This is a genomic window from Acidithrix sp. C25 (genome assembly GCF_904848545.2).
Genome location: NZ_CAJHCI020000007.1, coordinates 764,073 through 788,903, shown reverse-complemented (window position 1 = coordinate 788,903; position 24,831 = coordinate 764,073). Strand labels below are relative to the sequence as shown.

At 47.8% G+C, this 24,831-nt stretch carries 18 protein-coding genes; 2 read left to right on the top strand and 16 right to left on the bottom strand.

Annotation, left to right across the window (positions count from 1 at the left end):
* Positions 1 to 16: 16 nt before the first annotated feature.
* The 3 genes from ACIDITHRIX25_RS84925 to ACIDITHRIX25_RS84915 are packed head-to-tail and all read right to left on the bottom strand — an operon-like array spanning position 17 to position 3,724.
* On the bottom strand, positions 17 to 835 hold the full coding sequence (locus tag ACIDITHRIX25_RS84925; protein WP_052605147.1) for an FAD binding domain-containing protein: 819 nt from the start codon (positions 833 to 835) through the stop codon (positions 17 to 19).
* Positions 836 to 889: 54 nt separating this feature from the next.
* A complete protein-coding gene (locus ACIDITHRIX25_RS84920) occupies positions 890 to 3,265 on the bottom strand; it encodes a xanthine dehydrogenase family protein molybdopterin-binding subunit (RefSeq protein WP_201732092.1) in 2,376 nt (791 codons plus the stop codon).
* Positions 3,266 to 3,724 carry a (2Fe-2S)-binding protein gene (locus ACIDITHRIX25_RS84915; protein WP_052605191.1) on the bottom strand — a complete coding sequence of 153 codons (459 nt, stop codon included), beginning with the start codon at positions 3,722 to 3,724 and terminating at the stop codon, positions 3,266 to 3,268.
* Positions 3,725 to 3,994: 270 nt separating this feature from the next.
* Between ACIDITHRIX25_RS84915 and ACIDITHRIX25_RS84910 the strand changes: the two genes are divergently transcribed.
* Positions 3,995 to 4,570, top strand: coding sequence for a GNAT family N-acetyltransferase (locus ACIDITHRIX25_RS84910; RefSeq protein ID WP_052605149.1), 576 nt, complete (start codon positions 3,995 to 3,997; stop codon positions 4,568 to 4,570).
* 51 nt (positions 4,571 to 4,621) lie between these two features.
* A complete protein-coding gene (locus ACIDITHRIX25_RS84905; RefSeq protein WP_052605150.1) occupies positions 4,622 to 5,134 on the top strand; it encodes a DUF1707 SHOCT-like domain-containing protein in 513 nt (170 codons plus the stop codon).
* A gap of 1,024 nt (positions 5,135 to 6,158) precedes the next feature.
* Here ACIDITHRIX25_RS84905 and ACIDITHRIX25_RS84900 read toward each other — a convergent pair.
* The 13 genes from ACIDITHRIX25_RS84900 to ACIDITHRIX25_RS84840 all read right to left on the bottom strand — a co-directional run bounded on the left by ACIDITHRIX25_RS84900 (position 6,159) and on the right by ACIDITHRIX25_RS84840 (position 24,749).
* Entirely contained in the window at positions 6,159 to 6,707 is a 549-nt protein-coding gene (locus tag ACIDITHRIX25_RS84900) for a hypothetical protein (protein WP_213333486.1), read from the bottom strand.
* A 540-nt stretch (positions 6,708 to 7,247) separates the two neighbouring features.
* Positions 7,248 to 9,512: a xanthine dehydrogenase family protein molybdopterin-binding subunit gene (locus ACIDITHRIX25_RS84895; protein ID WP_201732090.1), complete on the bottom strand. Its 2,265-nt coding sequence runs from the start codon at positions 9,510 to 9,512 to the stop codon at positions 7,248 to 7,250.
* Positions 9,513 to 9,986: 474 nt separating this feature from the next.
* Entirely contained in the window at positions 9,987 to 10,301 is a 315-nt protein-coding gene (locus tag ACIDITHRIX25_RS84890) for a septum formation initiator family protein (protein ID WP_052605155.1), read from the bottom strand.
* Between the two features lie 168 nt (positions 10,302 to 10,469).
* Positions 10,470 to 11,744, bottom strand: a complete 1,275-nt coding sequence (gene eno / locus ACIDITHRIX25_RS84885; protein ID WP_201732089.1) for a phosphopyruvate hydratase — start codon at positions 11,742 to 11,744, stop codon at positions 10,470 to 10,472.
* 289 nt (positions 11,745 to 12,033) lie between these two features.
* Positions 12,034 to 13,494: a MazG nucleotide pyrophosphohydrolase domain-containing protein gene (locus ACIDITHRIX25_RS84880; RefSeq protein ID WP_052605157.1), complete on the bottom strand. Its 1,461-nt coding sequence runs from the start codon at positions 13,492 to 13,494 to the stop codon at positions 12,034 to 12,036.
* A gap of 807 nt (positions 13,495 to 14,301) precedes the next feature.
* Positions 14,302 to 15,330: a peptidylprolyl isomerase gene (locus ACIDITHRIX25_RS84875; RefSeq protein ID WP_052605159.1), complete on the bottom strand. Its 1,029-nt coding sequence runs from the start codon at positions 15,328 to 15,330 to the stop codon at positions 14,302 to 14,304.
* Positions 15,331 to 15,524: 194 nt separating this feature from the next.
* The gene (locus tag ACIDITHRIX25_RS84870; protein WP_052605160.1) at positions 15,525 to 16,073 is read right to left on the bottom strand and encodes a YbjN domain-containing protein; all 549 of its coding nucleotides are present in this window, start codon (positions 16,071 to 16,073) and stop codon (positions 15,525 to 15,527) included.
* A 46-nt stretch (positions 16,074 to 16,119) separates the two neighbouring features.
* Positions 16,120 to 19,611 (bottom strand): transcription-repair coupling factor, encoded by a 3,492-nt coding sequence (gene mfd / locus ACIDITHRIX25_RS84865; RefSeq protein ID WP_052605161.1) that lies wholly within the window; start codon positions 19,609 to 19,611, stop codon positions 16,120 to 16,122.
* 15 nt (positions 19,612 to 19,626) lie between these two features.
* Positions 19,627 to 20,205, bottom strand: coding sequence for an aminoacyl-tRNA hydrolase (pth, locus tag ACIDITHRIX25_RS84860; protein ID WP_201732088.1), 579 nt, complete (start codon positions 20,203 to 20,205; stop codon positions 19,627 to 19,629).
* 10 nt (positions 20,206 to 20,215) lie between these two features.
* Positions 20,216 to 20,749 (bottom strand): hypothetical protein, encoded by a 534-nt coding sequence (locus ACIDITHRIX25_RS84855; RefSeq protein ID WP_082058551.1) that lies wholly within the window; start codon positions 20,747 to 20,749, stop codon positions 20,216 to 20,218.
* Between the two features lie 141 nt (positions 20,750 to 20,890).
* Positions 20,891 to 21,862: a ribose-phosphate diphosphokinase gene (locus ACIDITHRIX25_RS84850; RefSeq protein ID WP_052605164.1), complete on the bottom strand. Its 972-nt coding sequence runs from the start codon at positions 21,860 to 21,862 to the stop codon at positions 20,891 to 20,893.
* A 2-nt stretch (positions 21,863 to 21,864) separates the two neighbouring features.
* Positions 21,865 to 22,977, bottom strand: coding sequence for a bifunctional UDP-N-acetylglucosamine diphosphorylase/glucosamine-1-phosphate N-acetyltransferase GlmU (locus tag ACIDITHRIX25_RS84845; RefSeq protein WP_201732087.1), 1,113 nt, complete (start codon positions 22,975 to 22,977; stop codon positions 21,865 to 21,867).
* A gap of 206 nt (positions 22,978 to 23,183) precedes the next feature.
* Positions 23,184 to 24,749: a glycoside hydrolase gene (locus ACIDITHRIX25_RS84840; RefSeq protein ID WP_201732086.1), complete on the bottom strand. Its 1,566-nt coding sequence runs from the start codon at positions 24,747 to 24,749 to the stop codon at positions 23,184 to 23,186.
* Positions 24,750 to 24,831: the final 82 nt, after the last annotated feature.

Sequence of the window (24,831 nt, the reverse complement as noted above, 5' to 3'; positions counted from 1 at the left end):
AAACTCCTTTGAATGATTAACTTGAACTTGCCTCTTCCAAGGCTCGTTTTACTAAAACTGAAGCAAGGTGCCGACGATAATCCGCCGAAGCATTTAAGTCTGCGGGGGGATCGATTCCCTCCGCAGCTAAGGCTGCGGCATCAGAGATTGAAGCACCTGAGTTCATAGCTGCCTCGGTAGCTAAAGCACGAAGCGGCATTGAACCCATATTAACCAACGAAACTTTCGTCGATCCATTCCTTACGGCTGCAACTCCTACAATAGCCCAATCCTGAGCCCTTCGGTTGAACTTCTGATACGACCATCCACCATGTATCTTAGGAACCTTGATTTCAGTCAAGATCTCGCCCTCTTCAAGTGCCGTCTCCAAAAAGCCCAAGAAAAACTCCGAAGCCGGGATCTCTCGAGTACCATTTGGCCCCTGAGCAACCATTGTTGCATCTAGCGCTAATACAGCTGCTGGAAGGTCTGAAGCACCATCGCCATGGGCTACGGAGCCACCGATAGTACCGCGGTGACGAACCGATGGATCTCCAACCAAAGATGCTACGTGAGAGAGCATAGGCACGCTTGAGCCCAGCACCGCCGAGACCTCTAGGTCCCGATGTCTCGTCAAAGCACCTACTGCCACGTACTCGCCGCGATCCTCTATATAGGACAACTCGGAGATGCGTCCAATATCAACCAGCTTTGACGGACTCGCTAGGCGCAATTTCATTAGAGGTAGGAGTGAGTGGCCGCCCGCTAAGAGCTTTGCATCCTCCTCGTTCGCAAGAATCGATATGGCTTCAGCCACCGACGATGCTCGAACGTAGTCAAAAGATGATGGAAACATTACCCTTTTAACCCTTCTTTGGTTTGATAACTACAAAAAATATGCAATTGCCATTCATTTTCCGGCATTATTAATGGTCTCCCATACTCGCTGTGGAGATGCAGGCATATCAATATGACTGACACCTAAATGGCTCAATGCATCAATGATCGCATTGATGATAGCTGGAGGTGATGCGATAGCGCCAGCTTCACCGATTCCCTTTACTCCAAGCGGATTTGTCGGGCTCGGTGTAACCGTATGATCCAGCTCAAAGAACGGAAACTCGGTCGCAGATGGCACAAGGTAATCAGCCAATGTGGAGGTTAAAAGGTTCCCAGCTGCATCATAAGATGCCTCTTCATAGAGTGCCTGAGCGATGCCCTGAACCAATCCTCCATGAATCTGACCTTCAATGATCAGTGGATTAATTCGATTTCCACAATCGTCCACCGCTAAATAGCGAACTAACTCGACCTTACCAGTCTCAGTATCAACCTCGACAACGGCAAAATGGCTACCATAAGGGAAGGTAAAGTTAGGTGGATCCCATGTTACCGACGCCTCCAGATTGGGCTCCATTCCGTCAGGGAGGTTGTGGGCGGTAAAGGCCTCAAAGGCTGCTGCTGCAAGTGGGTAGGCCTTCTCTGGAGAACCTTTCACAGCAAATGTGCCATTTGAGTATTCAAGGTCATCCGCTGAAACTTCAAGTTGATGGGCAGCAATTGCTCGCGCCTTATCCAAAACCTTCTCGGTTGCAAGATGTATAGCACTTCCACCCACAGATAACGATCTCGATCCATAGGTATCCATACCATATGGAGCAATTGCAGTGTCAGAGTGCAGCACCTCGATGTCATCAGGGGAAATACCCAACTTATCTGCAACAATCATAGACCACGATGTTTCATGACCTTGTCCATGTGGTGCAGTTCCAGTTACAACCTGAACCTTCGATGTGGGCAAGATGCGAACTGTGGCAGCTTCCCAGCCACCCGCACCGTAGTTCAAGGATGCCAAAACCCTACTTGGGGCAAGGCCACACATCTCTACAAAGAAAGAGAGGCCGACACCTAAAACCTTGGTCGATCCAGCGTCAATCCTTGCCTGCTTCTCCGCAAGGATGGGCTCTATATCCAAGATAGAAAGGGCCTTGTCAAGGTTCGCCGCATAGTCGCCGCTATCGAAGGTAAGTCCAGCTGCAGAAGGATAAGGGAAAGCCTCCTTTGGAATAAAGTTCCTTCGACGAAGCTCAATCGCTGAGACTCCCATCTTGCGAGCAAGGGCATCCACCGCTCGCTCGATTGCATAAGTTGCCTCAGGCCTACCCGCGCCTCTATATGCATCGGTTGGAGTCTTATTGGTAAAGACTCCGGTGCAGGAGAAGGAGTAATTTGGGATGTCGTAGACTCCATGATACAAAAATGCACCCAAGAGTGGAACTCCTGGGGTTACCAGCTGGAGATAAGCGCCCATATCAGCAAGGATATTAACCCTGACGGCAGTAATCTTCCCATTTGCGTCAGCAGCCAGTTCAATGTCTTGGACCTGGCCTCGGCCATGAATCGTAGCAAGAGCGTTCTCGGTACGCTCCTCAGTCCATCGAATCGGCTTACGCAACTTACGAGCTATCGCTAGTGCTAGAACCTCTTCGGCATAGACATTCAACTTCGAGCCAAAGCCGCCGCCTACACTAGGCGCAACGACACGGATCTTAGTTTCAGAGATACCCAAGGTTAGCGCTAACATAACCTTCAAAATGTGTGGGATTTGAGTGGAGGTATATACGGTAAAGTCGCCGCCAAAGGGAGCCGGAACAACCACTAAGGAGCGAGGTTCCATGGCTGCAGGGATCAGTCGTTGCTGAATATATCGTTCTTTGACGGTATGAACAGCATTAGAAAACGCTTCGTCCACTGCATCCTTATTTGGAATTAGCTCCCATAAATAACTCGAATTGGTCGCTAGATCCTGATGGATAACCGTTGAATCCGAAACCGAGTCCTCGAGATCGAGCACCGGAGTCAGCTCCTCATATTCAACCTCTATCGCCTCGATCGCATCGATCGCCGCAGTCTTGGAGTTGGCGACGACGACGGCCACTCCATCACCTACATAGTTCACTTTGCCATTTGCCAAAGGAAAATGCGCTGGGTTCTTCATGTCAGCCGTTACAGGCCAAGCACAGGGCATCGGTCCAGCCCAGTCATCCTTGAGGTCATCATAGGTATAGACTGCGACCACCCCAGCACTGCTCTTTGCCGCTGAGGTATCGATGGAGACGATCCTAGCATGGGCCACTGTCGCTCTCAAAAGCGCAATATAGAGTGCACCTGGGATAACAAGATCATCTGAAAACTTTGACTCACCAGTCAGAAGGCTTGGATCCTCCTTGCGAAGCATACGAGTTCCAATTACACCGCCAGAGGTCTTGGGCTCAGTAACAGTCATTTAGACCTCCGCCGTCTCATTTGCTGCAGCCAGCACAGACTTGACTATATTGTGATATCCCGTACACCGACAAAGATTTCCCTCCAGCCCGTGGCGCACCTCTTGTTCGGTTGGATGTGGGTTCTCGGCCAAGAAGGAAGAGGCGGCCATAACCATACCGGGGGTACAATACCCACATTGCAGACCATGATTCTCCTGGAAAGCTCTTTGAAGCGGATGCAATTCACCGCTAGGGCTTGCCATTCCTTCAATGGTCTTGATCTCTGCTCCATCTGCCTGCACCGCTAACATTGTGCAGCTCTTGACCGACTCGCCATTTACATGCACAGTGCATGCCCCACAAGACGAGGTATCACAACCTACATTTGTGCCGGTGAGACCCACTTGGTCTCGTATGAAATGTACCAACAAAGTCCTTGGCTCGACGTCACGGGTGACGCTGGACCCGTTGATAATCATGGTAACTTCCACGACAATCCTTTCCCGATTAAGGTCAACTAGCTAAAGCTAGCATTTAGTGACACACTTCACAAACCATTTCAAAGAGATTTGCTCTTTTGGCAAAGAAAAAAAATCAAATTTCCCTTTGGCTGCATAAGGTTATTAGCAATCGCGTCTAAATGTCGGTCATTAGTAATAAAAGAAAAGGTAAAAGGTCGGATCTTACGATAACTACTCAGCTAACCTTAACTGATTACAATGTCAATTATTTTGAGAGGAAGTCGGATAATGTTACGTCCCCTGCGTGACACCGATTTCGACAGGTGGAACGAAGTACGAGTTCGATGCGGTGATTGGCTTACCCAATGGGAGCCGCTACCCCCAGAGGGTTGGGGTGACCCAAACGGCAAGCGACTCTATCAATCCCGTTGCGTCGCCCGGGAACAGGAGAGTCGCCTTGGCAGCGCCTATGCCTTTGGCGTATTCCTTGAAGACAACTTTATCGGTGAAGCAAATCTTTCTGGGATTCAACGCGGTCCAGTGCAAACAGCCAACATCGGATACTGGATCGACAAAGAACGCGCCGGCAAAGGATATATCCCTGAGGCGGTAGCGGTAATCTTCAAATTCGCATTTGAAGATCTAGGTCTCCATAGAATCGCGATCTCCATAGTTCCCCGAAATGAACCAAGTCACGGAGTTATAACAAAATTGGGCATAAGACATGAGGGTATTGCTGTTAGATATATTGAGATTAACGGCGCATGGGAAGACCACGATATCTTTGCAATCACAGTTGAGGAATGGATTGAGAGGCGGAGATTTTTCATGGATAACTTCATTTTGAGGACCCCGCACCGATAACTTCTCATAAACCTTTGGGCAATCTTTATGTTTCGGTGGTAGATTCAAATCATGGGCGATGAACTTTTTTTACGTGCGAGTGACCAGGACAGAAATAAGGTCACAAACTTCCTATCGGATGCCCTTGCAAAAGGGTTTATAACGACCGACGAAATGCGGGGTCGTCTAGACGTTGCGATTGCGTCAAAAACTTTTTCAGACCTTCTGACCCTCGTCAAAGATATTCCCGGCGGAGCCGAATTAGTGCGAGACGCTGCGCGCTCTCATATCCGCTCCAACTTCGCCACACCCCAGTCATACTCAACGTCATCGCATCTGGATCTAAGGCCACCACACAACCACAGACATCAAACTAACCGTCATCCGGGTCTTAGGGTCGCCGCATTGATACTTGGGTTCATGTTCTTCTTTCAAATGGCAACTGCTGGAGCTTTCATACTCTTCAAACTCGTCTCTTTCATGTTTATTCTCGGAATAATGATGGCGCCGCTCTTTATAATCTCAAGGATTGTTCGACGATCCCCACGAGGTTCTTTCAGATTGATCAGAAAGCGCCACTTCTAGAAGTAGTAGCCTAACTAAAAGTTTTAGCCACCTATTCCATGTTCCTATATCACCCATTTCCGGTGATATAGGATGTCTCCTTTAGCAATTCATAGTTGCTGGATCATTGCAACTATATGGAACTAACCTTCTCTCAAATCACGACCAATGACGCGTGAGATTTGACAACCCAATCGACCCAAAATACCATGCGCCATCGATGAACCATGATGACGCATCGACCAGTTCTTATTTCACTGCTATCGCACCGTGATCTGATCGCGCTTCAAATGGCCATATTCCATCAAAATTTTCTAAGCACAGGACATGAGACAAACCTTCAAATAGTTCGGGCATTAAAAAGTTGAACCAGGTCCAAATGAAGACCAAAACAAACCCACATCTGGCATAGAACTTCCGCAAACGTCTCAAGAGATGCGGGGATTTAATTTCCCAAAGATAAAGATACAATCCCAAAGATTATAAGCGCGACCTACAAACCGGGTATGTGCATTTAGCATCATTCGCAATAGACAACTCCCATAGAGATATTGAAATCAATCATTCCCATCTACTGGATCGATCGGGGGTGGGACTTGCGCTGCGACAATTACAATAATCGGCACAACGTTGCCCGCTGGAATTATGGAATGTCCTCAATCGTCTTCTTAATGATTGATATAAAAACGAAAACATATGCCTACAACTTGAGCTTGTCGCAACGGCATAAGCACGTCTTCTGCAGGCAATTTATGAAACTTTGATATCTTTGCGATTGACCACAATCTGCGCGACATTTCCCGCATCACCAATCGATTTTATCCATGAGATTTCGTAAAACTTGCAAATCTGTGATCAATTCAACTACTTTAAATCGATATTTAGAACCTCAATCCTTGTCAGGCGATTTTGACGAACAATCGAACTACAAATTTGGCCTGGGTAATTTGGCCTGGGTAATTTGACATGGGTAATCCAGTTTATTTTTACCCATGGGAATACTTAAATGTGAAAGTTGAATATGCAATACTAGCGAATTCTATCACTATTTGACCTTGCTACGAATGATGGAAACCGACCAGTCGCAACCTGATGAAACGGAAATTCGACCAAGAGTTGCGGCCTTACCCAAGAAAGTTCCAGATGATATACCACCAACTTTTAGGGGACGACTAAGAAGCGATGTCGTTGTAATCGATTGACCATTCGTGGCACTTATGATCGACAAAGAGATGCTTAGACTCGCAGACGTCGTCGTATCGATACAATCCACAGACCAAACACCGCTCCATAAAAAAGAGAGATCGATCGGGCGCGATAATCTTGTGCCACTTCCACTTAGTGATATGAGAGTACTTCCCGTCGGAGGCGTAGAGTCATTTACCGAAACATTCGTCACAGCACCAACCTGCGCACTTGAAGGATCAGTCGTACTCGTCATAACTTTAGAGGTACGAACCACACTGTTGGTCGGCGAACCATTAATAATGCTTGTCAACAGAAAAACAGACGCCAGCACGATAACCAAAATCACGCTAGAGACTAACGCATTTGCAAGCCATGGAATCTTCCGTTGTGAGATCTGCTTGTCCATGTCTATAAATTTAACCTCGTAGCCACTTCAAAATCGGCTGGCCATTCTCTTGCTATCTTTACATTCTATTGCGCGAAATCATAACAAGGCGAGGGCTCTCCCTGGCCGAGCCGAACTTTGGAGTTCACGACAAACTAGATCAATCGAAAACACTGAAAGCGCTGGGTCATATTGGATAAGTCTAAAACTGTGGCGGTTTAGATAAAATCTCATCCGAAGGTAAAGTCTTGCAAACTTCAAGACACCAAGGCATCACTTATCAATAGGCACTTGATTGGCTAATCATTGAAGTTATTTTCGCATAAATTACTCAAACACCATGCATATTAGCGTCATCAACCCCATCAACTTGGGATCAAAATCATATATTGGGCGTTTGATAGGTGCTAACTTTAACTTTTAGATCTAAAGGAATAAAACTCCCAATCCGATAGTTATAATTAATACAACTTCCCCCAAAGTTTGTAGGCCTGCTTTCTCTCCCCCCATAAGAAGAGCAGGCCATTTAATTTTTTTAGGGGATCAGAAGTTTTAACGCAACTAATTTTTTTTAGCGGTTGAGATTGCCTGCCATACGCGCATTGGCGTAGTCGGCATCTCTATGGTGGTTACCCCAAACACACTAAGAGCATCGATTACCGCGTTCCAAACGGCTGGAGTCGATCCAATTGTGCCGGACTCCCCAATACCCTTGGCTCCAAGGGGATTCCTCGGAGTTGGGGTTTGAGTATGGAATACTTCAAAGAGTGGAAGTTCGGTGGCAGAGATTACCCCATAATCGCTAAAGTTAGAAGTTGTTGGATTTCCATATTCATCATAGGCGACCTCCTCTAAAAGCGCCTGAGCAATTCCTTGGCCGAGACCACCTTGGACTTGGCCCTCTGCAAGTAGCGGATTTAGCAATCTGCCCGCATCGTCCACGGCTATCATGCGTAAAATCGACACCTTGCCCGTCTCACTGTCAACCTCGACAACTGCCAAATGGGCACCAAAGGGATAGGTAGATCCATCAGGATTAAAGTCCACCTCCGCAAAGAGATCGATGCCCTTTGTCGACGAAGCTTCATATAGTTTCGCCCATGTGACTGCTTTGGTCTTGGTACCAATAATGTAAGCACCACCTACGGCGACATCAAAGACTACGTCAGCCGGATCAGCTTCCAGTAAACTCGCAGCCAACTCCCGCGCTTTGTCAGCAATCTCCTCGCTAGCATTTAGTACCGCGCTCCCTCCAACCTGGAGCGAACGCGACCCAAAGGTTCCAACGCCTCGTGCAACTCGATCCGTATCGCCATGCACAACTTCTATGTCCTCCATAGCAATACCCAGCGTCTCACAGACAATCATCGACCACGAGGTGTCATGACCCTGACCGTGTGGTGAAGTCCCCGTGTAAACGATCGCCTTTGCGTCCTTTAGTATCTCCACCCGGGCAAACTCACCCGAGGGGAATGGATTAGTGACTTCTACATAGGTTGAAAGGCCAAGGCCCAACAAAATTGGATCCTTATCCGCGACTCTTCGTGCCTGAAGTTCCCTCAGTCCCTTATAGTCAGATCTCTCCAAGAGCACTTCCAGTGCTAAGGAGTAGTCGCCAACGTCGTAATTTGATCCCGCTGCACTTTGATAGGGAAATTGATCTGGCCTAATAAAGTTCTTCAACCGCAATTCTGCCGGATCCATCCCCAACTCATTCGACAACAGATCTATTGCTCGCTCAATAGCAGCAGTCGCTTCGGGGCGTCCTGCACCTCTGTAGGAGACGATCGGAGTGGTATTAGTTAGGACCGAAACAGAATTGAACTCATACTTTGGAATCTGGTAAACGCCGGTCCCCATAACCTTGGTCAGATAGGGTAAGAATGCACCCACCATCGGATATGCGCCCGCATCCTGCACTACATCTAGGCGATAGCCAGTTATAATGCCCTCCCGTGTAGCGCCAAGCTCGATTCTTTGGTGCTGGGCCCTACCGTGGCCCAATCCCATCATGGACTGGCTGCGTGTCTCGACCCAACGAATCGGCCTACCCAAGACACGGGAGACACAGGCTATCAAAATCTCCTCAATGTAAACCGTACCTTTAGCGCCAAATCCTCCACCTACATCGGGAGTGATCACCCTTACCATCTCTTTATCCACCCCTAGGGCATCAGCAACCTGGTCCCTGTGAGAGTGGGGGACCTGGGTGGATATATAAAACTCACAGCGATCATCTTCGAGCCACCGAGCAAGCGCACCCCTCACCTCAAGAGGTGCTGGAGCGAGCCGTTGATTGACAAAACTCGATCTAACTACAACATCAGCGTCGTCAAAAAATTTATCGGAAAAGTCACCAGCAAATGTGGTTGCGATATTCGTACCCGCCTCTGGAAAGAGCAAGGTCTCATCTCGCAGTGCTACAAGCGGATCAATAACGGCTTCTAATGGCTCGAATTCAACAAATACGCGCTCAATAGCATCTTCTACTAAGGCTTGCGAGGTTGCAACGACCAATGCTATTGGATCGCCCGCATAGCGCACGTAATCGTCAGCGAGCCACTTTCGAGCCATTGCAGCATTAAACATTCGAGGTGGAGGTGGAGGTGGAATCTCTAGATCACTGTTTACAAAGACAGCTACCACGCCCTCTAGGTCCAAGGCTTCGGTAACATCGATGGTCAATATCTTGGCAAAAGCCATAGATGAAGTCACATATCCTGCATAGAGCATGCCATCAAATTTCAGATCGCTAACATAAACACCCCCGGAGGTAAGAAGTTTCGGATCCTCTTTCCTCAATACGCGGTTACCAAGAATACTCATAAAACTCCCCTAAAATCGAACCGTATTTCAACTCTGATGCACCAAGCCTGGTACACCACCTTTTCGGGCCTCTTGTTTCAAATGGATTCCTTGAAAGATTCAATAAATCAAAGTTCTAAGTTGCATCGCTAAAGCGAGGTAATAAACGCAAATAGGATAGCCACCACTTATTCGAAGTTAGAGAGCCCTCCCATATACACTTTCCATCAATCAAAACCACCCACTGAGAAAGATCAGTAAGACTTTAAGATGGCAGATATTCTTCAATTCCATGAATATCCCAAATCCGCACGCACCAAAAAGTGAATGGAATTTCTAGCATTTCAATTCTCATCCGAACTACTCATGCAAAGCAATCAAAAGGCTATCAGTCCAAAAATGGAAATTCCGGAGGTTATCGATATTCAATAGAGAAAATCCAGAGAATCGCCGATTTTACAGAGAGAAGACTCTAAAGAATTCAGGGGACGATTTCTAACCGTTGGGGCTACCGGAGGGTAGTGGTGCGAGGCTCTTGGCCCCGCTGTAGACCATATTCAAATCTACCTTCGCAAGGTAGGCAATCTCATTTGGGCTATTCAACTTACTTATCTGGGCCAAAAGTTGCCTCTGGCGAAGTTGAAGTTGGGCCAGCTGAGTGTTCGTCGCCGTGAGATTTGTCTTCGCAACAAAATAGGCATTGATAGGCGACCAAAGCAAAATGCCCGCCAAAACTATAGATGAAGCTACCAAAATTAAATAGCCCCTAAAAGGCTTGACAATCTTTGGCTTTGCGTCGATAGTAGTCACATGATAACAATACCATGGTTGTAATTATCCAGTCCACATCTACGTCGATTTGGCCGCGACTAGAGGTGTCAATCGGCCAAATCAAACTGATAAACTCGAGCTCTGAGTTATCACAAGGTCGATAAGCACGTTCCTTGGAGAGGAATGCACTAGAGCAAGATCACAAAGCTACTTCTTTACTCGAGATGCTCCTGCGAAGCGAGCAGTAGCGCCTAGTGCCGATTCAATGCGAAGAAGCTGGTTGTACTTTGCCACACGGTCGCTTCGAGCAGGCGCACCAGTCTTTATTTGACCGGCATTTGTAGCAACCGCAAGATCTGCGATAAAGGTGTCCTCTGACTCACCTGAACGGTGTGAGATAATCGAAGAGTAGCCCGATCTCTTAGCAAGCTCAACCGTATCTAAAGTTTCGGTTAGAGTGCCAATCTGATTTAGTTTGATCAGGATCGAATTCGCGATCCCATCTTGGATTCCTGAAGCCAAAATAGCTGGATTAGTAACAAAAAGATCATCACCAACGAGCTGAATACGGTCCCCCAAACGCTGCGTTAAGAGTTTCCAGCCCTGAGCGTCATTTTCAGCCATACCGTCTTCGATCGAGACGATCGGATAACGATCGACAGCATCTACCCAAAAATCCACCATCTCAGCACTTGAGAGAACGCGGCCCTCTCCATCGAGATGATATGAACCATCGACATAGAACTCCGATGCTGCTGGATCTAGAGCAAGCGCTATGTCAACACCTGGCTCAAACCCCGCCTTCTCAATCGCGGTAACCAAGATAGAGAGCGCATCTGTATTGGCCTTCAAGTTTGGTGCAAAACCACCCTCATCTCCAACCCCGGTCGATAGGCCCATCTCCTTCAACAGGGAAGCTAGCACGTGGTAGGTCTGACTACCCCACCTAAGAGCCTCAGCGAAGTTCGGAGCGCCAATTGGCATAATCATAAACTCTTGGAGATCAATAGAGTTATCGGCATGGGCACCCCCGTTGATTACATTCATCATTGGCGTTGGCAAAAGATGGGCATTCACGCCGCCAAGATAACGATAGAGAGGTTGGCCCAAAGAAATGGCTCCCGCTCGAGCCACGGCCAACGAAACACCCAAAATTGAATTAGCGCCAAGCCGATCTTTATTTTTGGTACCATCTAGGGCGATCATATCTTGATCTATCGCCCGTTGATCAAAGGGCGAACGACCCACCAAAAGCGCCGCTAAGTCCTCATTGACATTTTGGATCGCGCTACGTACGCCTTTGCCTCGATAGCGATCATCGCCGTCTCTCAGTTCAAGAGCCTCAAGCGATCCCGTTGATGCACCCGAGGGTACAATCGCCAAAGCATGAACGCCGTTATCTAATCTGACCTCAACCTCAACGGTAGGGTTGCCTCGAGAATCTAGAACTTCTCTCCCAATAATGTCTTTGATTATGGTCATACCTAACAATCTCTTTTCACTTCGTTGATCCCACGTTGAACCTCGCGGATATCAATTGCAACTGTGTTCATAAAGCTAATACCGACCAAGCCAAGGCCAACTCCGATATAGAGTTCGAAAGATAACAAGGAGGATAATTGCCTCTAGCCTAGTTAGAAACCGTACAAAAAAACTCCTCGAATCAATTGGTAAAATAGGCTTATTGTTGCATTTGCAACCACAAAGAAAATGCCAAGGCCCAAAGAAAGCCAAAATGCCCGGTTTAAGAGCTACAAATCACCTCCAAAAGCTACTCAGCGGCCTCGTCCCCTGAAAACTGACTTGCAAATTGGCGAGCCCTTAGCCTAAGGCCCGACTCAAGGTCAACTCCCATCGCCTTGGAAAGCATAACAATCTCAAATATAAGTTCAAGGAGATCCGCTTCGCTAAATTCCTCCAAGGAGCCAAAAGATCGAATCGAGCGGACCAACTCCGGCATTTCAGGTATCACAAAGCCAAAACCACCCGCCTTTCGTATTACCTTGCCGGCATATAAAAGGCCAGGAAGTGACGATGGAATGTCATCGATCGGAGAGGAGTCTGGCTTTTCCTCCCGTTTTATCTTCTCCCAATTGCTCGCAACTTCGCTAGCTCCATCCACCTTGAGACCACCAAAGACGTGAGGATGGCGGCGAATCAGCTTCTGGCGAATGGCATCAAGGACAAACCGCATGTCAAAGAGGCCACCCTCTTGAGCGATAACTGCGTGAAAGAATACTTGCACAACCAAGTCTCCAAGTTCTGTCCCAAATTCATCGCAATAGATCTGGTGATCAGAGAGAAATTCATCTCCGAGTGCGCCAGAGTTGGAAGTCTCTGAATAGAACTTGTCGATAGCATCCACAACTTCGTAGGCCTCTTCGACCAAATGTTTGGAGAGACTTTGGTGGTCCTGATTAGCATCCCAGGGACACTTTACCCTTAGCTCACGAACTATCTCCAAAAGTGAGGTAAAAGCGCTCGCCGAAGATTCAGTAAAGTCATTCAGAAGAAGTGAAGTCAAATGGTCAAAGGGCAAAGAGGAGACCTCGGCGAGACCAATCTCCCTGACGAGCTCATCATCTAATCCCAAGTGATATAGGTACGTCATGGAATAGGCCTTATCAGCACCAACCAATAGGTCCGCTATGGACATAGCGATGATCTCAGACCACACCTGTCCTATCAAAAGATCTCCAGCGTATCGATCGAAATGATCCAAAAACTCTGTAGAATCGACCAAGGTTAAAGGTGATTCAAACGGGTCGCGATTCAGCCTAGAGAATGCAATGTCCAAGAACGATACGCCGGCTTCAACTTGAATAGAATCCTTGAAGATCTCACACAGATGGCGCACACTCGCCTCTGCTACATTTGGCGAACCTGGAACTACGAAGACTACCTTATTCAACTCATCTAGCTCTAGTTTTCCATGAATTAGAGTCGCCGATTGAGCAAAATCCTCTATAGATACACGCTGACGAACAAGCCCCTCGATAAGCTTGGCCATAGTCTCATAGATCGTATCAAAGTCATCAAATCGATCGTAGAGAAGATCAAAGGAAAAAACTGGCGAAGCACTTTGAGCCAAGCTATCCAGCACCGAAGCCGCACTCGGATGATTGGTTGTTCTAAACACCACAAGGTCGCCCGAGGCAATCTCGGCCATGGCTCCAAGGGTTAGATAAGAGTCAGCACCTGGGCCCATGCCGACGATCGTCAAGAAAGCCATTTAATCTCCAAATTCTAGGTAAATCTACTTAGCAACTTCGCAGCCAACAACCAAAAACCCTAGTAGCTCAAGTGCGACTTATCGATTGAGCCATGATTCTACGAATCTCCAGTCTGCTCAGTGCCATAAGCTAAAAATAGCTACACAAAAAGAGAAAGCCGACAATGCTCCAGGTAAAAACTGCTGGCATTGAATCTGCCTCGTAGCAGCACGCTCAAAAACCACAGCCAAATTGAAGAGGTAGGGGTAAGGGGTAAGGGGTAAGGGGTAAGGGTAAAGGAATCGATAATCATAAGATCTATCGTCTCAACAATACTAAAAGTATTTTTACAAAGGACCGATGTCAAATTGCCTATCACTACTGATTGATCTCTTCACGTATAGAAATAGCCCTTAGTCATCAGGTGCTGCCTTGAGCGGGTGAAGCCGGATAATTGCATCGTCAAAAATTTAAAGGCGCCTGATTATCCGGCCCCCAAAGTCGCAATCGAAGTTGACCATGAGCCACTTAGTCGAGCTATTGCTAAAATAGAATTTCCACAGCGTTTCGATTGGCTTCCCATAACGGGATCCCATAGAACTCCAGACGCATTTCAACCTAGCCAAAGACAATCAAAAGACGATGGCGCAATTAGCACCCACACAAAGGCTGATCTTTGGATGTTAAAAAGAGAGGGATCCTTAGACCATCTCACCATCTCACCCTCTCACCCTCTAACTCAATCCACCTACCACCTATTCGGGGACCTTTCGTGGCAATCTCGATCACTCAGAGTCAATCGCTCAGATAGCACTTCAGAGTCGGCTTTATGGCTTGGGCAACGCAGGAGGGTTTACGGCGGAATTTGAAGTATTTATACTGAAGGTTCCATAAGCAGGGTTCACATTCACGTTAGCCCCCTTAGCCTCGCCAGCTATGAAAGCATTTAGGCTCGCGCTCCCATTCGCTCCAAACTTATCAGAGACGATATTTGCTATCGAGTTGGTAAAACTAATTTGCGTCCTCGAAACGACCATCGGAATGGAATAACTAGAACCGAGCGCCACTGGAGTTAGCGCCTGGTTTGGAACCCCCGTGGCCACTTCACTGGCAAATGCGCTACCAAAGGCACTTGCAAAGTTGGCGTCGAGCCCACAGCCAATATAGCCGCCGTTAGGAGCGGTATTCGTATCAGTTGAATTGCTCCGAGCTAGAGTCACAAAGCTCGCTCCAGCCCTAAGTTGGCTTAGGAGGGATTGTGCTTTAGCTAGGGTCGGTACCAAAATGTGAGCAGCGCAGATCTGATCAAATTGAGTTGGATTTGCCTGATAATAGGAGCGAAGTGCAGGAATCGAGATATTCGCCTTGGTTATATAGGCCTCTAAAACCGTAATATCTGCGGTATCTGAAGTCAAGATGGCCTGATACGACTTAGGAAACTGGTCAAATATAGCGGTGCCACCATATGATCCAACTGCTGTCGCTTTCGCGACTGTCATCTCCGAGGGAGAAATATGCAATCCCAACTTAGCTACAGCTTGGGAAATGAGATCGACGGAGATTCTTCGATTGAGGACTTGATCAACAAATTTGGTCGAAAAAACCTTTGAACCTGCACTGTTAGATGCAAATACTGGTTCTTGGGCTGTTAATTTCGATACAAAAGTCTTGTTAGCAGCTAAAGATGCCAACTCTGAATTTAATGAGGATACAGAGATATAGCTCGATCCTACCGAAGCGGCATATGGAGTCACATTACAGGCTGATGCAGTGATCGCTAGTGCGCCAAAAACGCCCCCAACCATAAGTCTCTTACGAGAAAAGATCGAACTATTGCGATTACCTCTAATAAACATTGAACCCTATCTTTATAAATCTCTATCTAAGCAAAAATGCGCCGAGCCAATTTCACCAAGGCCGAAAAGCCATGAATCTGGCGATATGTCACTCAAAAACCCTATGGCACACAAGCTCAATATCTCAATTTAGTCCTTAAACCAAGATAATCCCAAAAGCACAAGTTAAAAAAACTTCTATCTCTACCTGGAAATTACTCCTCTTCGTCCAACTCCAAATCCAGAGCGGCGATAAAAGTGTCAATCGCGTTTGTGAAGGTCGAAAATGCTGACTCAACGCCAACCCCGCTCACCAATTCGCCTATTGACATGTGAGCCGCAAGCGCTACACCAATTAAGATCTCATGAACCTGAGCGAATGACTCAATCGCAATCTCTTCAATTTGAGCGTCATCTAGATTATCAATACCGCCAACGATAAGGCTCGAGCAGAGTTCAACCATCGAGTCATCAAAGTGATAAGATGCCGAACCCGGAATCACACCCTTATTGATCTCATTCAACAAGAGCAACAGCTCCATCTTGAAAGTCTCATCGACCTCAAGCTCGAAGACAACGGATACTAAAATCTGATCGCTGTCAGGGGCCAAGGTGGCTATATAACCCAGTTCAAGAGTGTCTGTGGTGATTCCGCCAAGACATGTCAAAAGACCATCTTGACTTTCTATACCCCATCCTGATTCCGCCAAAAAAGTTGCAATACTTTGAGCCAAGGGGCTAAGGCTAATTTCCGGTTCTGTCATGATACTCCTGATAAGAATTTGGCATCCAAAAAGGTACCCTAAGAATCTAACCTATCCTCGCCGACTTGATGTTAGCACGTTCAATAAGTAGATCCATAATGGAGAGAATTACCTCTACTGGATCCAAAGTACTATCAACTTCGATCGAGAGAGTCTTAGAGATGTCTCTAAAGTCTGCTTTGGCAAAGCGTCGCCTCAAATTTACAAGGGCACTCAACGCTGGTGAAAATCCAACCATTGTAATCCGCAATCTACTTTGAAATGACGTGCTCTGGATTACACCCTTGACCTCGGTCATAGCCAAATAAAGAGCCCGATTACGAATTCTCGTCACATCGCAGAGGGCTTTGGCTTCATCAGGAACAGGACCAAAACGATCTTGCCAAGCCAATTGAATCGCTGAAATTGCCTCGTCATTTTGACAGTCAGCCAACTCCTTGTAAGTTTCTAACCTAATCTCATCCTTTTCAATGTAACTTCGAGGTATCGTCGCACTCACAGGAATATCAATTCGACATTCAACCGGTAGTGCAACCTCCTCTCCATTTAGATAGGCAATGGCCTCTTTTACCATCTTGACGTAGAGGTCGTATCCTACAGCTGCAATGTGGCCACTTTGAGTATGACCAAGAAGGCTTCCCGCTCCTCGAATCTCAAGGTCACGCATAGCAATCCTAAAACCCGAACCTAGCTCTATCGCCTCACCAATGGTCTTGAGCCGTTCGTAGGCTTCTTCGGTAAGCTTGGTGTTAGGAGCATGAAATAGATATGCATAAGCCTTTACGCCAGCACGTCCAACTCGACCTCGAAGCTGGTGCAACTGCCCTAGTCCCAACAGCTCAGCTCGATCGACAACCAATGTATTCACCGTTGGCATATCGATTCCAGATTCAATAATGGTGGTGCAAACCAAAACGTCGAACTCGCCACGCCAAAAATCTTCGACAATCGTCTCTAGGTGTGACTCTTCCATCTGGCCATGGGCAACCGCCACTCTCGCTTCAGGAACAAGCATTCGAATCCTCGAGGCAACCGCTTCTATATCCATCACGCGATTATGCACATAAAAGACTTGACCCTCGCGAAGAAGTTCGCGGCGAATCGCCTCAGTAACAGCGGCTTCGTCAAAGTCACCCACGTAGGTCAAAATAGGCTGACGCGACCCTGGAGGAGTATTTAAAAGCGATAGATCGCGCAAACCGGTCAAAGACATCTCAAGCGTCCTGGGTATTGGAGTGGCACTCAAGGTCAACACATCCACATTGACGCTAAGCGCTTTAATGGCCTCTTTATGGGTCACTCCAAAGCGTTGCTCCTCATCAACGATCAAAAGACCGAGGTCCCCAAATTTAACGTCCTTCGAAAGAAGGCGATGGGTCCCAATAATTACATCAACACTTCTATCACCTAGAGAGGCAATGATCTCTTTTGCCTCCGAATTCGACAAAAAGCGCGATACCACTTCAACTCGAACTGGAAATGGGGAAAACCTCTCCGAAAAAGTCTGATAGTGCTGCTGCGCCAGAAGAGTAGTTGGGACCAAGATAGCTACCTGCTTGCCAGCTTGAACCGCTTTAAAGGCAGCTCTTATAGCGACTTCGGTTTTGCCAAAGCCAACATCGCCGCAGATGAGACGATCCATGGGTCGATCGCTCTCCATGTCGGCTTTCACTTCGACTATCGCCTTTTGCTGGTCAGGCGTCAAGGTGTAGGGGAAGAGTTCCTCCATCTCCACTTGCCAATTCGTATCTGGAGCATGAGAAAAACCAACTGCTGCTAAACGCTTTTGGTATAGCAGGACGAGCTCTTGGGCTATTCGCTCCACCGAGGCCTTTACCTTGGCCTTCGTCTTTGTCCAATCGGTGCCACCCATTCGAGACAAAGTGGGATTATCACCACCCGAATATGGGGTTAGGGCTCCCATCTGATCGGTTGGAACAAAAAGCTTCGCCTTATCGCGATATTCGATCTCTAAATAGTCGCGCTCAACACCACTTATGCTGCGTCGCACCATCCCAAGATATCGCCCGACTCCGTGATAGTCATGTACTACATAACCGCCCGCGGAAAGGCTATCAAAGAAAGCGCCTACTCCACGAGCGCTGCGGGTAGAGTAGGTCGAGGTGCGACGTACCCTATGACCAGTAAAGTCGCTAGGTCCTATAACCACAAAGCCACCGCGAGCACTTCGAAAGCCAACTTCGATCCCAGAGATAAAACATCCGACTCCGCCTCGGCGTCGATTGCTAAGAGCGACTTCTAGCTCGTTAGTATTGCGAATAGCAAAGGCGCCAACGCCCTCGTCCTTGAGGGAAGCGATAATCCGATTCGCCATCGCAGCAGAGTCAGCGCTGACCAACACACAAAAACCAGCAGTCATGTCACTACGAATGGCCGATACGATAGTCTCACTTCTATGATCGCCGAGACCTACCCCACCAATATCAATTACAGTTGAATCGCTCGACCTAGCAAGTGAATCGCGGAATATCACTTCTCCGCCAAAATCGCCAAAGAGATTGTCGGCTCGTACATACAGCGTCACACTGGAATATTCGTCGCTCTTTAGCCCCCAAGTTGGACCTAGCACCGAGATTAGATCTTCTTCTTCCGAAGCAATTGCGGAGATCCTCTCAACAACTCTGGGTGAGTCAGACACAATAACGGTGTCACCCTTGGTCAATAAAGATTCAAACGCGGTATCAAAGGATGAGAAAAATGGAGTCCAGGACTCCATTCCTTCGAAGTAAATTCCTTGAGAGATCTGTTCAAAGATACCAGATAGGACCCCCATGGAATCGGCTAAGGTCAACGCCTCGCCACGTTGGGAAGCATTTGGGCGAAACTCACGTATTGGAAAGATGGTAGCCTTAGCAAGCGCTTCTGTGCTCAACTGATCTACAAGTGAGAAGTTTGACAATCGATCAATTTCATCGCCAAAAAAATCGATTCGTATTGGCGACGGTAGTCCAGGCGCAAAGAGATCGACGATCGATCCCCTTACCGCAAATTCACCTAAAGACTCAACTTGATATTCACGTCGATAACCAAATTCCCCAAGCGATCGAACGAGTTCAGCCATATCTATGGTTGAACCCACGTTGACCTCAATTGGAGTAAACCCAAGGCTAGAGAGGTCGATCTTCTGAGCTAACGATCGAGCGGGAACGATCCAAATAGCCGTTTTGGAGATAGCGCTCTCCCGATGCGTCAACTCCCAAAGACACCTAAGGCGCATAGCCATCGTCTCCAGACGTGGAGACAATCTCTCAAAGGGCAGAGTATCCCAACTTGGCATAATTGCCGCAAAAAATTCGTCCTGAAATGGTTCTAGGTCCCTAGCCAAGACTTCCGCGTCCGCCATTGAAGGCACTACCACAATGACCCGCTGGGAGTCATTCCTAGCACGAGCGTAACGGGCTACCAAAAAGGCAAACCCTGGCTCTTTTAGATAGACGCTCTTACTTCGAGACAACGAGATCTCATCGAAGACCCCTCTGGAATCCAAAACCTTGGCAAGATGAGAGATTATAGACATATAAAAGCTGAAACGCTAGTTCCTGTTGATTTCATTCATTGCGGCATCGACCCCTTTTCCCAGTACATTCTGTAGGGCAGCTACGCCAAGTTCAAATGCACCTTCATATCCGGCCAGATCGCTCGGCTTCAACTGTGCAAGGACGTAGTCGCGAACCGGTTGCGTCCCAATCGGACGTCCAATTCCAACGCGTATTCGCACAAAATCAGAGGAACCCAGTTGTGCCACAATAGACTTTAATCCATTGTGACCTGCGACTCCTCCACCACGTTTTACCTTTATGGATCCCGGTGGGAGATCTAGTTCGTCGTGTATGACGATCAGATCAGAAGTTTCCTTTAACTTATAACGTTTGGATAGGCCCGCCAAAGCATTCCCAGAATTATTCATAAATGTTTGAGGGAATGCAAAGGCAACGACATCCAGTCCATCTCGATCCTCCGCTAAAAGGCTGTGGCTTCTAAGTGAAGGAATGAGCTTGAGACCTCGATCCTTGACGGCTCTATCTAGGACAATCGCACCGAAATTGTGACGGGTATTCTCAAATTGGCGACCAGGATTTCCTAGGCCTAAGACTAATTTAACAGATCGCAACGGCGATCACCTACTCAGCTTCGCGAAGTCCAGCTTCCTTGCCGACGACGGTATCACTCGGAGTTAGAAGTGTAACTTTCGCGGGCAAGCCCAGTGCAGACGCCAAGATCATTCCATCGACCAGTAACTCCGGTCCGACATCAATAGTCGCAGGAATCTCTGAAGTTGGTCCCGATACCTCTAGGTTGTCGAGTTCAAGCTCAACGCCCTCACCTGCTACCAAAGTCACCGTGACAACGACCTCTTGATTCGCTGAGAGCAATTGAAGGTCCATATGAAGAAGGCTTCGCCGAACTGGATGACGTTGAATATCCTTCACCAAGGTCGTCTGAGGCTTTCCGTCAATCTCAATCTCCAAAATTGCACCCATTAGCTTACGATGAATGACTAGGGCATTAAGTTCTCGAGCAGGTACTGCTATCGACCTTGGTTCGCTTCCCTTTCCATAGATCGTTACTGGCACAAAACCTTGCCTTCTAAGGCGACTTGAAGGTCGGCTACCAAGCTCTCTTCCGCTTAGGGCCTGCAATATGGAATCGGACACTTTTAATAAACCTCGCGTACATCAAAGAACTAGAACGTATGAATTCACTCGTCAAAAAGAGTTGAATATAACCCAAAGCATCCTAGTGGTAAAAAGCCAACACGCCGCCCTAATCGCTCTATAGCCGGCAGGGCAAAATCGTCATGAAAGGTTTTCTCCACCAAAGATATCCGAGACGGAGGTATCCTCAAAGACTGCGCCAATAGCTGCCGCTATTACTTGGGCGACCGAGAGCACCTCCAACTTGGCGATCCTCCTCTCAGGAAGAAGCGGAAGGGTGTTGGTAATTACAACCTTAGAAATTGGCGACTCTTCGAGGCGCTTAGTCGCTGGATCGCTCAAAATGCCATGCGTAGCCATCGCCCAAACTTCAGCTGCTCCTTGGCTTATCAACAACTCGGCTGCAGCGCAGATAGTTCCTGCAGTATCGATCATGTCGTCGATAATAACGCAGCGTTTACCTGCAACATCCCCAACGACATCAAGTGCCTCCACAACATTGGCTTTGCCACGAGGTCGTCTCTTGTGCACAAATGCTAGTTCCATGTCCAAATAGAGCGAAAAGCGAGAAGCAACCTTTACACGACCAGCATCGGGAGCCACGATCACGGTATCGGCGGTGTGGTTGGCCTTCAAATAGTCAATCAATACCGGCATCGCAGTCAAATGATCAACTGGACCATCAAAGAACCCCTGGATCTGACCGGAATGCAGATCTAAAGTTATAATCCTGTCAGCCCCCGCAGTGGCTAGAACGTCAGCCACCAATTTGGCCGTGATTGGCTCACGACCCGAGGCCTTTCGGTCTTGCCTTGAGTAGCCATAGTATGGGCAGACCGCCGTAATTCGCTTTGCTGAGGCCCTCTTAGCGGCATCGATCATATTCAATTGTTCAAAGATCGCCGAATTTACCGGGTAGGCGTGTGATTGGATGATAAAGATATCTTTACCTCTAATCGACTCGCCAAAGCGACAGTAGATCTCCCCGTCTGCAAATTCCCTTAGGTCAACTTGACCCAAGGGTACATCGAGGTGGAGCGCAACTTCGGCAGCGAGTTCTGGGTGCGACCTACCTGAATAGATCTCAAGACGTTTACGAGGGACTAATTCCACATTTACTCCAAAACTACAAACGATCCACTTTTTGACGAATCGTCGATCTTTACACCTGATCGAAGCACCGCATAGGGTCCAACAATAGCATCTTCACCGACCCGACAACCTTCAAGGTCCGATCTCACAACCTTAGCGCCATCTTGGATCACCGAGTCGCTAATACGTACCTCGGGACCAATCTCAGCACCTCGGCCCACCGTCGTTTGACCAATTAAAAATGTACCTGGCCAAATTGTCGTATCTTGGCCGATCTCTACAGTGGAATCTATATAGATGCTGTTCGGGTCCACCAAGTTTACCCCTTTGAGCATGAAGGAGGCATTGATTCGCTCTCGCATCTTCGCCTCTGCACTAGCGAGTTGACGGCGATCATTTACGCCCAAGGCTTCATCTGGGTCAGAAATCTCGTATCCACTTACATGGTATCCCGCCTTAGCAAGAATCTCCACAACGTCAGTAAGGTAATACTCGCCTTGTACATTTGACGGATTCAGCCGACGCAGCGCCGGAGAAAGCACATCCAAGTTAGCCACATAGATCGACGAATTTACATAAGTACAGTCTCGCTCTTGGATTGTCGCATCCTTGTGCTCAACGATCCTGAGCACCTTTTCGTCCTTACCAAAGATCACCCTTCCGTAACCGCTGGGATCCAGAAGATCGGTATAACTCACGCTAAGCGCAGAATTATCTCGTACGTGACTAGCAAATATAGCCTCGATGGTCTCGGCGCGAATTAACGGCGTATCACCGGGAACCACAAGAACCATAGGTGGCGCGTCGATATCAAATGCTATCGGGTCTGGCAAGGCTGTCATGGCAGTTGCCAGAGCGTCGCCCGTCCCTCGCTGAGCCTTTTGTTCGACGAACTCTATATGCATTCCGGCGGGAGCCAGCCTTAGTATGGAGTTCCTTACAACATCGGCACGAAAGCCCACGACGACAACCACGTCGGTTATGCCTGCCTTTAGAATCTCCTCTAAGATATGCAGGACCATAGGCTTACCGCAGATACGAACTAGCGGCTTGGGACGCGACGACTTCATTCGCGTGCCTTCTCCTGCCGCCATGATGACTCCAAAACGTTTGCGCACTTTAGTTTTGTCTTGCATAAAATCATCTACCTCGTATAGCAACTATATCTTGACTCTCGTGGACTTTGGCCTCTTGTTGAAACCTTCATGGCACAAGTAACGCGTAACCGATTCGGCTATATCGTGCATTTGCTATCGGCCAAAATCTGAATGACTAGCCCTCTAAAAGCTAAATCTTAGAGACTAAGACGGTATCCTTATCGAATCTTTATCGGAACAGATAGCTAGCGAATCGGCGTTGGCGAGACCATAACCGAACTCACACTCTGTGGCGCAGAGTTGAATGTCAAAACATTCTGCGCCATTGACGCATTTGAAATCTTCGCCCAGGAGCTACGTGCACTCGTGAGAGCGCTAGAGACTACCTTTGATGAACTAAATTGCGTTGGCAGGGCAATCTTGATCTTCACTGTAGGGGAATTGACTGATCGATCGTCGATCAGAACGACAGACCAGCTACCTAGCTTTTGACTAGCGATTGCCTCAATCCCATTGGGCAGACCAACTACGCCATGTAGAACCGATCCGATGGGCATGAACTTAGAAAAGTTACCAAAAACATAATACCGTTTAGTCAAATAGAACTTATAGTTGTGGTCATTTGGATAGTTAATGTCGTAATAGACGAGGCCGTCATTCCTACCGAGAATGTTGACGTTAGAGGCGCATCCGCTTGAGAGATTGGGCTGGCAGCCAATATTAGGCGAAAGCGCAGTCCACCAATCAAAGGCCGAATCCCCACCATAAAAAAGATCGTTAAAGATGGATTTAGCGAGCCACATACCAGAGACCATGGTTGGATCGTATTGATAGCCAAAACGCTTTCCGTTGAAACAGCAGATCTCCGTCATCCAGGAGTTGAGTCCCAAACGAGCAAAGACACTCTTCATATCGCTTAGGACCTGAGGGCCTGGATAATCATAGCTATGGTGTGCGAAGGCGGCTATGTACTTAATTGCATTGAGATGATGAACCCAGTGGGACACCTCAGGAATAAGCTGGAACGCTATTTGAGATGACTCATCTGCTATTATATGACACCAAGGTGCCGACTTGGCTAGATCCTTTCCCAAAGTGCTCACAAGCAGAGCCCGAACAGGCACAGGGACCCTCATCCCCTCTTGCTTGCACGGCGCCATCGAAAAGTCAGGTTCGTTCATCGGAGAGAGATAGCTAACGTCTATCCCCAAGTGTTTCTTTAGGCCTACCACGACGTGGGTCAAATATCTTGCGTAGGGAGCAACCTGCCGGAACGACAAAAATCCCCGACAACTCAGATGGTTAGAGGTAAAGATTGGTGGGGCCGAATTGACAAAAGCAACTAAATCCTGAACATGATAAGCCTTGGCCATCTTGAGAAAATAGGTTCCCGCTGGGTCGTTGTTGAAGTTATAACTTCCATTTGCATTCAAAAAAGTCGGCGGGGCCTTCCAAGACGTTGTGACCCCGACGCCTCCGCCACCCACATTGTATCGAAATTGGCTCATCTGGAGCCCCTTGGATGAAAAAAGCAACTTTCCGACTTCGAGACGGCTTGACTTGGGCATCGAATACACAGGACCAGACCACCATGCACCAGATGCCCCAAAGCCAGCAATTTTCTGCAACTTCGTCGGAGAAACTACCGCGTTAGGGACTACCGGGGCACCCCTAATTAGCTGTGACACGCGGACCAAGCCCAATGAGAGAAAAAATATCGTCGTTACGACTAAGGTAACACGCAGACTTTTACTCACCGATTTAAGGTCAGCAAATAACCACTTGCTATTTTCTTGGCCCTGCGCATTCATGACAAAGAAAGAACTTACATCCTAAAGATTAAAGACAGGTAACACCAAAATGCCAAAGCTTCAATTCGATCGAATCGATGAG